Below are 13153 nucleotides of genomic sequence, written 5' to 3'. Positions count from 1 at the left end.
GCGCTACCCCCTCTCTCCTCCGTCAAAAACCCTTGCATAAATAGCTTCCGCCGATTTGGCAATGTGCTGACGCATAATTTCTTTGGACAGCCCGGCATCCCTGGCCTGAATAGCTTCAAGCAGAAGACTGTGGTTTTCACAGTTTACTGAGCGGATTTCATGGTTATACGGCATCAGATCGAGTGCAGGATTAATCTGCGTCCGGATTTGGCGAACCGCTTTTTCAAAATACAGATTATTGGAAGACTTCGCGATATTCAGATGGAACTTCACATCCAGCGCCCGGAACAATTCCCGCGGACAATCCTCAGCTCTGCTCATATCCAAAAGCTCCTGAAGCTGTTCCACTTCCTCCGGTGTAATCCGCCCGGCTGCAAGAAAGGCTGCCTCCGGTTCAATCAGCATTCGGAACTCGAATACCTTGAGCATCTTGTCCCATTCCCGCTCAATTTCTTTTTTCGTGCGGCGGTGGGAGTTCATCGTAACCGGGAGGACAAAGGTTCCGCCTTTGGCACCCACACGCTTCTCAATCAGCCCATTGGCTTCAAGCTGCCCGAGCGCTTCACGTACTGCCAGCCGGCTGGCATTAAAGATTGTCGCAAGCTCCCTCTCCGTTGGCAGCTGCTCCTCAGAGAGCAGCTCCTTCAGAATAATAGCCTCCTCTAATTGTTCGAGGATAAAATCACTTACCTTTTTGGAGTTCACTTTCTCGAATTGCAATGGAAATTGAAGCTGCATTCATTCACACTCCATTTCATCAGCACTAATGTTATATGGTTCAAACCTTAGACCTTTAAAAAGATCAAAAAAAAGACATTTATTAGGGTAATAATACGATCCGCCCAGCCCCGTGTCAATATATATAACGCAAATTTAAATAAAAATATAAGTTTTAACCGGAATGTGATAAAAGATAACATTGAAGAGTAAAGCAAATGAGCGAAATAAAAAGGTGTCTCAGCAGCCTACATCGGCTCTGGACACCTTGTTTGTTCGTAGGTTTCATTCAACATCAGCATCTATAATAGCTGCCGGCTTAGCCTCCAATGGCCATTGCGCTGAAAATAACGGGTCCAACCACAACAGCCGTAGAGTTGGCATCCTGATTCTCAACAATCAGCTGATAGTTCTGGACACCGGCCGGAACGTTGATATCTACCATATGCAACGAGATAATGCCGTCGTCATTGAAGAAATCCTCGTACTCTGCCCGTGCATAAAAGATTTCGAAGCCTGCACGCCAGATGCGCACCAGGATATTCGGGGTATCCAGCGTAACGTTTACGCCGATTGTTGCTTTGAGCTCTACCTTATTCGGGAAATGGGCAGGAACCGCCGGATCGATATAAACCGACGTTCCTGCAATCTGCACGCCAGCCGGAGAAATCGGAACCGGAATGGAAACCCCGTTAGTAATCGGTGTAACTACCGATGCATTATAATCCAAAAGCGTTTTAACCATGCTGTATCACTCCTTATCATGTTCTACTAAAGTATATGAACATTATGAAAAAGAGCTTGTGCACTTCTATCAATAGCTTTGCCTATTTATGCAGCAGATTCATCCATTACTAGAGACAGATGCAGCCTTGCCGTGCCGGTTTGCCGGAGTATTGCCTGTACCTTTTCCAAGATAGAGCTTCGACAATACCGGGTAGCGCTCAGTCCACTTGGCGATAAGCAGCGGCAGAACCACTCCAATCAGTGTGAAGGGTACCAGCCCGTAATCCGCACCAAGCAGATATTTAAGGCTGTAATTCAAAGGCAGATGCAGATACATAATGGTGATGGTATTCCTTCCAAGGCTGCCCATCCAGCCCAGCGGAATCAGCCTTGCAAGCTGGTACACCGCCGCACAGATCGACAAGGAAATCAGCAGCGGAACAGCCAGATCCAGCACCAGCGACTCATATTCTTTGTATTTCATATTCAGACTGTAATGAATGACACCTGTCCGTTCCAGCAGCAGCACAAGTGTAGACAAAGGAAGCAGTACCAGCAAGGCCGAATAGCGGCTGATTAGCGTAGGAATGGCTTGTTTGCCATAGAACCCGAGTGCATAATAAGTAACCGCAAGCAGTGCAACATCGATGTTCCAGGGAAGATTGAAGTTCTTAAGCGCGGTCAGGGAGATCAAATGGGAGACAAGGTAGGCGGAGGTGATCAGGAGAAGTTGTGTTCTGCGGGAATATCTGACGATGTATCCAAAGAGCAATTGCGTAAACAGCAGGCAGGTGATGAACCAGAACACCCCGTAAGGACCGGTCAGCGACAGCCCCCCGTACAGCAGCCTCGCTATATTTTCCGCGAATCCCCGTATATTGAAGCTGAACAGCAGCAGTACCACCGCAATCAGGAGACCGTAGGCAAAATAGGGAGTCATCAGTCCCTTGGTCCGTTTCGCCGCCCAACCCAGATAACGTCCGGGATCGACCGGTTTGAACACCAGCCCGCTTAGCAGAAAGAACAACGGCATCCGGAACCAGGACAAATAATGATTCGTTGCCGCATCGCCGGAATGGCCCATCACTACAAAAATAATACTGAAGCCCTTGGCCGCATCAATCCATAATTCACGTCTTTTTTTCACTTTCCCCTTCCATCTCCTCCCATTTCAGATGTTATTTAATTATAATTATAGGTTGGTTAATTATTTATTTCAATTTTAAATGAAATATTTCAGTGTTGTTTCTGAAAAGAATGGCACTTAACAACGGACGAACAACGTAGAAAATAAGGCGCTGCTCCTAGATGACACTCGTATCTGTTTCGGCTTGCCATACTAGGGCTAAAGTCTGACTCTCACCCGCGCACAGCAAGGGCCACCCGCTGCCGGATGGCCCTTAACTCTACATTATATGCATTAATACAAATGGCAGGAGACCTGGTGGCCAGAGTCCAGCTCGCGCAGCACCGGAGCCTCACTCTTGCAGCGGTCCATGGCATAGGGGCAACGCGGATGGAAGGCGCAGCCGCTCGGCGGCGTCTCCGGATTCGGAACGTCACCGGTCAGGACAATCCGCTGCTTCTTCACTCCCGGACTCGGCACTGGGACTGCCGACATCAGCGCCTGCGTATAGGGATGCAGCGGCTTCGCGAACAGTGACCCCGTCGGTGCCAGCTCGACGATCCGTCCGAGGTACATCACTGCCACGCGGTCACTGATAAATTTCACAACGGACAGGTCATGGGAAATGAACATATAGGTAAGGCCGTATTGCTCCTGCAGATCCTGCATCAGATTCAGCACCTGGGCCTGGATAGAGACATCCAGTGCAGATACCGGCTCGTCACAGACAATGAACTTAGGATTCAGTGCAAGCGCCCGGGCAATCCCGATCCGCTGCCGCTGGCCGCCGGAGAATTCATGGGGAAAGCGGTGGGCTTGATAGGGGGACAAGCCCACCACCTCCATCAGCTGCTCTACCCGGCTTTTGAGCTCACTGGCCGGAGCGGACTCGTGTGTACGAAGCGGCTCCTCCAGTATACGCTGGACGGTCCAGCGCGGGTCGAGTGAAGCATAAGGGTCCTGGAACACCATTTGCATATCGGTACGGAACCTGCGCAGCTGTTCAGTACTCAGAGCGCGCACATCGGTGCCGTTAAACATAATCTCGCCTTCCGTCGGCTCAATCAGCCGCAGGATGGCCCGGCCGGTGGTGGATTTGCCGCAGCCGGATTCACCGACCACCGCAAGCGTCTCCCCCTGCTGTACGGATAACGTAATTCCATCTACGGCTTTTACAGCACCGACCTGCTTGGAGAAGAAGCCTTTGCGGATCGGATAATGCTTCTTCAGGTTGCGGACTTCAAGGATTGTGCTCATATGACTCCCTCCTGCTGCAGAATACAGCGGCATGTGTGGCCCGGCTGCACCTCAAGCAGCTCCGGAAGCTTCTCACTGCAGCGCTCTACAGCAACCGGACAGCGCGGCGCGAACCGGCACCCGGACGGCAGGTTAGCCGGATTCGGCACCTGGCCCGGGATGGAGCTGAGCCGGTCCTCATCACCCGCAAGCTGAGGCAGGGAAGCCAGCAGCCCCCGGGTATACGGATGCAGCGGATTGCTGTACAAGGTAGCTACATCCGTCTCTTCCACGATCTGACCGGCATACATAATGACGACCCGGTCACACATCTCGGCCACTACGCCAAGATCATGCGTAATCATCAGAATGGACATGCCCTCCTTCTCCTGCAGCTCGCGCATCAGATCAAGGATCTGTGCCTGAATGGTTACGTCCAGTGCCGTTGTAGGCTCATCCGCAATCAGCAGCTGGGGATTGCAGACCATCGCCATCGCGATCATTACCCGCTGGCGCATGCCTCCGGAGAGCTGATGGGCATACTGCTGCGCGATCTTTTCCGGCCGGGGAATCCCAACCTTGCGCAGCATCTCCACCGCCCGCTCCGCCGCTTCCTTCTTGCTCAGCTTCAAATGGTAGCGCGCAGATTCAGAAATCTGGCGGCCGATCTTAAATACCGGATTCAGCGAGGTCATCGGCTCCTGAAAAATCATCGCAATCCGGTTGCCCCGGATACCCCGCACCTCCTTCATCGACATCTCCAGCATATCCTTGCCCTCAAACCTGATGTGGCCGGAGGCAATCCGGCTAATCCGTTTGGGCAGAAGCTGCATGATCGACAGGGAGGTGATACTTTTGCCGCAGCCGGATTCGCCGACAATCCCCAGCGTCTCACCTTTGCGCACTGACAGACTGATGCCGTCCACCGCGCGGATCGTGCCTGCCGCTGTCTGAAATTCGGTGCATAGCCCTGATACTTCCAGCAGTTCTGTCATAATTGCCCCTCCCACAAATTAATCATTCAGTTCTCTGTATCTTCCACGCCCAGATATTTAAGTGCCGTCAGGGCATATACTTTCGCACATTGGATGATCTGCCAGACCGGTGCCTTCTCGTTAAAGTTATGAATCGTTGACAGCTCAGCCGGGCCGTATTGCAGTACAGGTATGTTATGCGTCCGGAAATGGCGGGCATCACTGGACGCCCATTGTAGCACCCCGTAAGCTTCTTCCCCGCTGACTTCACAGATGCTCTCCACCAGGTCACTGACGACCGGCTCCTCATTCGAGGTCCAGTTGGCATTGCCCTGGAAGCCGAAGCCCTTCACTTCGGACTCAATGCCTGCCTCCAGCAGCAGGGAACGGGCACGGTCAAGCACATCACGGTAGTCTACGCCGAACGGTACACGGGAATCGACCTGGATCGTGCAGCGGTCCGCCACCACATTTACTTTGGTTCCGCCCTGGATCGTTCCGATATTCACCGTCACATGATCGAATACCTGATAGGCGATCGAGCCGTCCTGTTCGCGCTCCTTCACATAATCCTGCGAGATGCGGATGATCTCCTTCACTTCATCTGGAATATCGACTTTGATATCCCAGAGACGCTGCAAGGCCTCGATGCCCTTGGCTGCTTTGACAATCGCGCTGTCGCCGACAACCGGCGACAGGCTGCCGTGGCCCGGCGTGCCTTCGACGGTGAATTCGAACCAGCAGCTGCCCTTTTGCCCGATCGTCGGGTTCAGCGGACCGGAAGGCTCGGCGATCACCGCAGCCGTTCCGCTGATCAAGCCGCGTTCCAGCACCCAAGGCACACCCAGGTGGCCGCCGGTTTCTTCGTCCGGCACGATCAGGAGGGACAAGTCACCTCCCAGCGGAACGCCCAGCTTTGACAGCAGCGCTGTCACATAGATCAGCCCGGCCAGGCCGGCTTTCATATCGGAGGCCCCTCTGCCCAGCAGATAGCCGTCAACGATATCTCCGCAGAACGGATCGAAATCCCAGCGCGATCGGTCTCCGGCAGGCACGACATCCGTATGTCCGCAGAAGATCAGGTTTTTGCCGGACGGCTGTTCAGCCCCTGTACCCAGTGTAGACACCAGATTCAGCATCGTATCGGTTGCCGGATGGATACTTGTATCAATGCCGGCCTGCTTCAAATAATCAATGATAAAGGCGCTGATCTCGCGCGAATCTCCAGGCGGATTCTCCGAGGGGAAGCGGATCAGCTGTGAGCACAGCTCCAGCAGCTGATCCTGCTCAGCATCTATCGCTTCCAGCACCTTGCTTTTCCAGTCAATCATGGTTTGTAATTCTCCTTTGCATTCCCTGCTGCCTGCACTGAGGCTGGCGCGAGGTTTTTATGAATTATATAAAAAGAGCAAGCAGAAACGGCTGTACCGTCCTTGTTAGGACGGTACCGTTTCAGCATTTTTTGCCAAACCTGCTTATTCTGTAATCGAAAGCGGATAGAAACGAATGACTTCATCCGGGTAGAAGGCGTAGCCGCTGATCTTGTTGCTCATGCCGACAATACGGTTGTACTCGTACAGATAAGCCCAAGGCGCTTCGGTCGTAATGATTTCCTGCGCCTGCTCATACAGTGCCGTCCGTTTCGCTGCGTCTGTCTCCAGGTTCGCTTCATCCCACAGCTTGTCTACTTCAGCGTTCGAGTAGTTGATGTAGTTGGAGGAGCCTTTGCCATAGAGCAGGAAGCCGAGGTGGTAGCCTGGATCATTGACGAATGATGTCCATTTGGAGATATAAGAAGTGAGATTATTGGTCTTCTGCTGCTCGAGGAACTGGGCGCGGGCCAGCTTGTTGATGTTCATGGTTACACCGATTTTGGCCAGTTCTGCCTGAATCAGGACCGCATCATCCTCCCAGTCATCGAACCCTGAACCGAGTGTGAAGTCAAAGGTAAATCCGTCCGGATAGCCGGCTTCTGTCAGCAGCTCTTTAGCTTTATCCAGGTTGTGCTCGTAAACGTAGCCTGCATCGGTGAAGCCCGGCGTGTTGCTCGCCACAGAGCTCTTCATCTGCTTGGCCTGGCCGTACATTACCCCGCTCAGCAGCTCCTCATAAGGAATCGCATAGTTGATCGCCTGACGGACTTTTACATTGTCAAACGGTTTAACCTTGTTGTTCATTGCGAAGAACAGAATCCGGTTGCTCGCATTGGAGGCGACGGTCAGATCCGTGTTGCTCTTCAGGGAGGCAACATCCTTCGGAGGAATCTCGATCGCCATATCTACATCGCCCTTATCCAGCAGCAGTACGCGGTTAGAGGCTTCTTTGGTGAATTTCAGGGTTACTTTGCTGAGGTTAGGCGCACCCTGCCAGTAGCTCTCATTAGCGGTGAAGACCGCTTCGGTCGCCGGGTCCCACTTCTCAAGCGTGAACGGGCCGGAACCTGCAGCATTCGTTTTGAGGTAGTCAGCACCCTGCGCTTCTACAGTCTTTTGATCCACGATAGAGAAGGTGTACATCGCGAGAATCTGCAGGAAATTATGATTGGCATTAGTCAGTGTGATTTCAACTGTGGAAGCGTCTTTGACTGTAACTGTCTTGATCGCCGCCATTCCGTAGAGGAAGCTGCCGGAGCTTGATTTAGCCACGCGGTCAAAAGAATACGCAACCGCCTCGGCATCCACCGGATTGCCGCTCTGGAAGCTCACGCCGGATTTCAGCTTGAAGGTGTACACCGTGTTATCGGCGTTCACTTCCCAGCTCTCTGCCAGCATGGGCTGAATGTCTTCAGTGTTGGCGATGCTTGCGCCATTTTCGGTTTTGATGCCGTAGGTGACCAGCTGATCATAAGCGGCAAGCACGAGTGTATCGGAGGTCAAATCGTTAGCTTCTGCGGGGTCGAGCGTAGTGCCGCCCTCGGAATAAGCAACCGTGAGATTTGACTTGGCAGCAGGAGCAGCCGTCCCTGTAGTTCCTGAAGCTGCTGTAGTGGCAGCAGGTGTCTGCGGATTGGCGCTGCTGGCGCATCCGGCAAGCATGACTGAAAAAGCGACGAGTGTGGACAATAATTTAACTCTTTTCATCAGTAGTTCCTCCCTTTTCTATATCCTGCCTGCACTGGTAATACTGGTGCTGCTTGTGATCACCCTGCCGCAACAGCTCCGGCAAGCTGTGATCTATATTTACCGGGATACTGCGGAGCTTCGGAGGAGTGATCCCCTGCTCCGCCTTATTTACCCGAACGCAACCGCGGATCAAGAACGTCCCGGAAACCGTCTCCGAGCAGGTTAAAGCCTAAGATGGAAGTGGCAATGGACAACCCTGGAAAAGTAACCAGCCACCATTGCCCGGAAATAATGTATTCCCGGCCTTCAGAAATCATCGCTCCCCATTCGGCAATCGGGGGTCTGACGCCAAGCCCGAGGAAGCTGAGACTGGAAGCGGTCAAGATGGCGAAGCCCATCCCGAGCGTAGCCTGAACCATCAGTGGAGCCAGGGCGTTCGGCAGGATGTGGCGGTACAGGATGACTGTATTCTTCACGCCGATCGCCCGGCTGGCTTCTATATACTCCTTCTCACGGAGCGAGACGGTCTGCCCGAACATCAGCCGGGCAAATTCCGGGATGCCGACAATCCCCACGGCGATCATCGCACTGCTGAGACCTGCACCAATCGAAGCGGCAATCGCCATGGACAAGACCAGTGACGGGAAGGACAATAGTACATCCATCAGCCGCATGATGATGGTGCCGGTACGGCCGCCATAGTAAGCGGCAATTCCGCCGAGCGGCACACCGATGACAAAGGAAATCGAGACGGCGATCAGGCCGGTCCAGATACTGATCCGCGCACCGTACAGTACCCGGCTGAGAATATCACGCCCGAAGTTATCGGTTCCGAACCAGTGGCTGCCTGAAGGCGCCTGGAGTTTGTTCGCCATATCCGTTACATAAGGATCATGCGGTGCAAGCCAGGGTGCGATAATGGCTACCACGGTCCAGATCAGAATAAAGGTTAGCCCCAGGGCAGCCAGACGGTTATGCAGCAGCAGGGACAACAACGTTTTGGGTTTTACCGCCGCAGCAGGTTTGGCCGGACTGCCCTGTGCTGAATGTGCTGCAGTGCTCACAAGCAATCTCCTCCTCTCACACATGCTGTTCTATTCATAGCGGATTCTCGGGTCAATGAAGCCATAGATCAGGTCTACCGCCAGGTTAATTCCGCAGTAGAGCACTGCGCTGACCAGAGTAAAGGCTTGAATCGGCGCATAATCCGCAGCCAGAATGGAGTCAGTGACATAGCCGCCGATTCCCGGCCAGGAGAAGATCGTTTCCGTAATGACCGCGCCGCCCATCAAAAAGCCGAATTGCAGACCGAGAACGGTCAAGGTTGGTATTAGTGCATTGACGAGCGCATGCTTGTAGATGACGGCTGATTCCCGCAGCCCTTTGGCCCGGGCGGTGCGGACAAAGTCCTGATCCACGACCTCCAGCATGCTGGAACGGGTCATCCGGGCGATGATCGCCATCGTGCCGGTACTGAGGCAGATAGCCGGAAGCAGCAGATGCGAGAGGCTGCTTTTGAGTGCAGCGGTATCACCTGAGAGAATGCTGTCCAGAACATACAGCCCGGTGATATGCACCGGCGGATTCAAGTCTCCGCTGATCCGTCCCATCGGTGCCGGTGCCCAGCCGAGGATGGAATAAAAGACGTAAATGAACATCAGGCCCAGCCAGAAAATCGGCACGCATGCACCTATCAGCGAGAACACCCGTGAAATGTGATCCAGAAACGATTCTTTGCGGGTAGCTGCGACAATCCCGACGGGAATCGCCACCAGAACCGCGATCAGAATGCTGGCCAGGGTCAGCTCAATGGTGGCCGGGAACCGCGAAGCCAAATCGCTGGCTACCGTATGTCCGGTGTGATACGCATAGCCGATATTGCCTTGCAGCAATTGGCCGATGTAAGTGAAGAACTGGATATACAGCGGCTTGTCGAGCCCCATATCCTGACGGATCTTGTCCACAATCTCCTCCGGAGCCTGCTCTCCGGCCAGCATGATCGCCGGGTCACCCGGCAGCACTCTTGAGAGAATGAAGGTGATGACGATAATACCTAGCAAGGCTGGAATCATCTGCACAAGTCTTTTTAATGTGTAAGCAAACAATGAATCAACCCCCTTACGGCTTCTATGCCATCCATGCTGTGACATTCTTGTTGACGGAAACGCGCTTCCCATGTCAGGTACTGTGCGGTTTCCTTGTCCTCTTTAGTAGTTGTGCTAATTCTACATAGAATTTGACCACCACTCTACGTCCCGTTCAGCTAAAAAAAAGCACAACCGTTTGTCGATTGTGCACTATCAACACCTCTATATGTAATCTTTCCTAACATACAATTCCATAAAAGTTCCAGTCCCGCCTATTTTTCCTGCAGGTAGTAGTAAATCAGGCACAAATGGCAGACAAACTGCTCGCGCGGATCATTCAGATCGAAGCCGGTAATATCGCGGATCCGCTCCAGCCGGTATTTGACCGAGTTGCGGTGGATGTATAGACTGTTCGCCGTCTCAATCAGGCTGCCCCGGCACTCCAGGTAATGATAGAACGTCAGCATCATATTACTGTCATGCTCCTGGTCGTATTTCAGCAGCTTACCCAGCTTACGCTCGAACAGCCGCTCGAAGCCCGGACCGCCAAGGCCCTCCAGCAAGTGGTATACCTCCATCTCTTCATAGCGGGTGACACCGCCTGTCCCTTGTCCGAGCCTTCTGGAGATAGACAAGGCTTTGCGCGCTTCGTTGTAGCTGGTGTGGATGTCCCACAGGTATTCCGAGGTGCCAATTCCGCTTCTGTAGCTGCTGAGACCTTCGCTTTTGTCCTTCAGCCAGCCCTCCAGCGTCTTCTCCCAGGGCTCCTGTGCATCTCCGCCCGGCGTGAATTTACGGCCCTCCTGCGTGGGCAGGAACAGCACAGCCCGGCTGGAGCGGTATTCTACGTGGGGTGTAACTCCGCGTTTCTTCGCTTCCCGCTCCAGCAGCCGGTTCACCGTTTCCTCACTCGGCGCTGTCTCCCCTTCGATTACAGCAACCTCCCACTTATGCTCGGGATTCATCCCGAGCTGGCGTGCCCGCCGCTCCACCTCATGCCGCGAAGGCAGCGGCGGAGTCAGCAGCTCATCGATGAAGTTGCCGCGCAGCCGGAATTCGGTATCCTCAGCGACCTTGCGCCGCATCAGCTCCAGAGCGAAGACAAGCCTGGCCTGCTCTATGCCCACTTCCTCCATATCATCCAGCTGCTCTTTATCCACCAACAGTCTGGCTACCGTCCGCCGGTCCACATGGATATTCCAGTTCAGCGGAGCATGGCTCTGTGACCAGTCGAAATCAGCCGGCGAGGATACGATGATCTTCCGCTCCGTATCCACAAGCGCAACCGGTGCTTTCAGGAAATCCGCCACATTATCGCTGACCGCCTGAATGCCGCTGTTCTCCAGCACCATTGTTGTCAGCGTGCGGTAGACCTCCTCCGCACGGCGCAGCAACATTGCCTGCCGTCCGAGCAGCAGCTCCATCACCGGCTGGGTAATATCCGTATACGGAATCTCCGGCGGGATCTCCACAATAGGCAGACCGCAGGCATTGCTGGCCTCGATCGCTCCTTGGGGAATTTCCTTCAGGAAGCGGGCCGGCTTAATCGCCAGCGCCGCTGCACCCAGATTGTCGAGTGTATAGATCAGCTCAGTCAGCAGCGAAGGATCATGGCGGATGGAATACGCCGTAGTCAGCAGCATGACGCCTTCACTGATCCAGCCCTTCAGATCCGGAACCTCCATAATATCTACGAACCGGACTACCCGGTCCAGCCCCTGCTGGCCGCTAATAACCTTCGCTTTCCCAAGAACAGAGAGCTCCATCAGCTCCCGTAGCGTAATTCCTCGTGTATTCAACATTCTGCCTCCCTCTGCTGTCTTCAGTATTTCATGATTTTTCCTGAAATATGCCAATTGTACGTACCCGTATCACCCGTAAGCCCCCGTAGCCACTCGAAGGCCACCAGCTTACATTCGCATTCCCGCTAGTTTATCAGACATTCCCGCCCAGCCACAGGAAAAATATATAAAATTGCAGATAAATATTAATTTGGCAGGGGAGAAGAGAGCAAGTGGGCTTGCAGAGGGGGGGCTTGCGGCAAGATTAGTGGAGGTTGTGGCCTGATTTCAGGCGGCGGGCTACTTCTGGCGGTTTCAGGGGCATTAGTGCCCCTCATTTCAGGCAGCGGGCGACTTTCGGCGGTTTCAGGGGCATTAGTGCCCCTCATTTCAGGCGGCGGGCGACTTTCGGCGGTTTCAGGGGCATTAGTGCCCTTCACTTCCTCACTTCCTCTCCCTCCCCACTTATCTCAATTTACACTCTCCTTCATTCAGGAACAGCTCGCTGACGTGACAAAAAATCTTGATTTAGTTACTCAATTTGTTCAACAGCTTGTTAAACAACTAGTTCAACAACCAAAAACGTTCCCCGGACCCGAAGTCTGGAGGAACGCTTAACTTTATCTGTACTTTGAACTAATAACTCTACTTTGCACTAGTAACTCTACTTTGCACTAGTAACTCTACTTTGCACTAGTAACTCTACTTTGCACTAGTAACTCTACTTTGCACTAGTAACTCTACTTTGCACTAGTATCCCTGCTTAGCATCTTGCACAGCGCAATCAGCGCCGCACTCCCCCAGGCAAGAAAGCAGCCGCAGCGGCCGCAGCGCCAAGCGCAAGGATCGGATCAAACGCGCGGATGCCGAGCTGTTCTTCCAGCTCCGCCGCCAGGCCGATGGTGGCAAACCCGGTGCAGGCGAGGACTATGGCCTGCGCACCGCGTTCCACCAGCCGGGCTGCTCCGGCAAGTGCGCCTGCCCGTCCGGCAGGCGTACTCAAATCAAGAGTGGTCGTTACCCCATCAGGCCGGTCCATGCCGAGGTAAGCATCGCCGAGAATGCTGCGGATCAGCGGCGGCACTTCGGTCAGGATCGTCAGCACGCCAATCTTATCGCTGTATGCCAGCGACATATGGGCTGCACAAGAGCCTGCGCCCAGAACCGGTACATTTACTGCCATCCTAGCTTCCAGCAGCGCGGGATCCGCGGCACAGCTGATGCCGATGACCGTACAGCCCTGCTGCTCAAGATCCCGGGCCAGGCTGATAATCTTCGGCACTGACTCTGCTTCGGTCTCGTCATTGTATACGCCCTGAGGCTGATCAGGAATACAGCGGCTGATTACCGGCAGGCCATACCGGTGTTCAATCAATTCTCCGTGCAAATGAATTGCAGACTCCTCTTGCAGTGTGATTACACGTATAATTCCAAGCATCCTTAT

The 13153-nt window shown here is 53.7% G+C and carries 11 protein-coding genes; all 11 read right to left on the bottom strand.

What is annotated here, in order from left to right:
• Positions 1-3: 3 nt before the first annotated feature.
• Complete coding sequence (locus MKX70_RS17070) at positions 4-738, bottom strand: FadR/GntR family transcriptional regulator (protein WP_340784547.1); 735 nt, start codon at positions 736-738, stop codon at positions 4-6.
• Between the two features lie 298 nt (positions 739-1036).
• Positions 1037-1462 carry a hypothetical protein gene (locus tag MKX70_RS17065; RefSeq protein ID WP_052416594.1) on the bottom strand — a complete coding sequence of 142 codons (426 nt, stop codon included), beginning with the start codon at positions 1460-1462 and terminating at the stop codon, positions 1037-1039.
• A 99-nt stretch (positions 1463-1561) separates the two neighbouring features.
• Positions 1562-2590, bottom strand: coding sequence for an acyltransferase family protein (locus MKX70_RS17060; RefSeq protein ID WP_340784544.1), 1029 nt, complete (start codon positions 2588-2590; stop codon positions 1562-1564).
• Positions 2591-2863: 273 nt separating this feature from the next.
• Positions 2864-3826 (bottom strand): ABC transporter ATP-binding protein, encoded by a 963-nt coding sequence (locus tag MKX70_RS17055; protein ID WP_340784541.1) that lies wholly within the window; start codon positions 3824-3826, stop codon positions 2864-2866.
• Complete coding sequence (locus MKX70_RS17050; RefSeq protein WP_042215690.1) at positions 3823-4800, bottom strand: ABC transporter ATP-binding protein; 978 nt, start codon at positions 4798-4800, stop codon at positions 3823-3825. The genes MKX70_RS17055 and MKX70_RS17050 overlap by 4 nt, the downstream gene beginning before the upstream one ends.
• 26 nt (positions 4801-4826) lie before the next feature.
• Entirely contained in the window at positions 4827-6110 is a 1284-nt protein-coding gene (locus MKX70_RS17045) for a M20 family metallopeptidase (RefSeq protein ID WP_340840395.1), read from the bottom strand.
• A 144-nt stretch (positions 6111-6254) separates the two neighbouring features.
• On the bottom strand, positions 6255-7859 hold the full coding sequence (locus tag MKX70_RS17040; protein ID WP_340840394.1) for an ABC transporter substrate-binding protein: 1605 nt from the start codon (positions 7857-7859) through the stop codon (positions 6255-6257).
• Between the two features lie 146 nt (positions 7860-8005).
• Positions 8006-8905 carry an ABC transporter permease gene (locus MKX70_RS17035; protein WP_042237769.1) on the bottom strand — a complete coding sequence of 300 codons (900 nt, stop codon included), beginning with the start codon at positions 8903-8905 and terminating at the stop codon, positions 8006-8008.
• Between the two features lie 30 nt (positions 8906-8935).
• Complete coding sequence (locus tag MKX70_RS17030) at positions 8936-9946, bottom strand: ABC transporter permease (protein ID WP_171716738.1); 1011 nt, start codon at positions 9944-9946, stop codon at positions 8936-8938.
• Positions 9947-10200: 254 nt separating this feature from the next.
• Complete coding sequence (locus MKX70_RS17025) at positions 10201-11727, bottom strand: PucR family transcriptional regulator (protein ID WP_340841674.1); 1527 nt, start codon at positions 11725-11727, stop codon at positions 10201-10203.
• A 766-nt stretch (positions 11728-12493) separates the two neighbouring features.
• The gene (locus tag MKX70_RS17020) at positions 12494-13147 is read right to left on the bottom strand and encodes an aspartate/glutamate racemase family protein (RefSeq protein WP_340840393.1); all 654 of its coding nucleotides are present in this window, start codon (positions 13145-13147) and stop codon (positions 12494-12496) included.
• Positions 13148-13153 lie beyond the last annotated feature (6 nt).

This window comes from Paenibacillus sp. FSL R7-0312 (assembly GCF_038004445.1).
Classification (GTDB): Bacteria; Bacillota; Bacilli; order Paenibacillales; family Paenibacillaceae; genus Paenibacillus_AQ.
Note: the sequence above shows the minus strand (reverse complement) of the source record. Positions and strands in the feature narration are given on the sequence as shown.

What these genes read in the sequence shown, in the direction of transcription:
- MKX70_RS17070 (WP_340784547.1), bottom strand. Translation starts at nt 738, where the DNA reads ATGCAGCTTCAATTTCCATTGCAATTCGAGAAAGTGAACTCCAAAAAG.
- MKX70_RS17065 (WP_052416594.1), bottom strand. Translation starts at nt 1,462, where the DNA reads ATGGTTAAAACGCTTTTGGATTATAATGCATCGGTAGTTACACCGATT.
- MKX70_RS17055 (WP_340784541.1), bottom strand. Translation starts at nt 3,826, where the DNA reads ATGAGCACAATCCTTGAAGTCCGCAACCTGAAGAAGCATTATCCGATC.
- MKX70_RS17050 (WP_042215690.1), bottom strand. Translation starts at nt 4,800, where the DNA reads ATGACAGAACTGCTGGAAGTATCAGGGCTATGCACCGAATTTCAGACA.
- MKX70_RS17045 (WP_340840395.1), bottom strand. Translation starts at nt 6,110, where the DNA reads ATGATTGACTGGAAAAGCAAGGTGCTGGAAGCGATAGATGCTGAGCAG.
- MKX70_RS17040 (WP_340840394.1), bottom strand. Translation starts at nt 7,859, where the DNA reads ATGAAAAGAGTTAAATTATTGTCCACACTCGTCGCTTTTTCAGTCATG.
- MKX70_RS17020 (WP_340840393.1), bottom strand. Translation starts at nt 13,147, where the DNA reads ATGCTTGGAATTATACGTGTAATCACACTGCAAGAGGAGTCTGCAATT.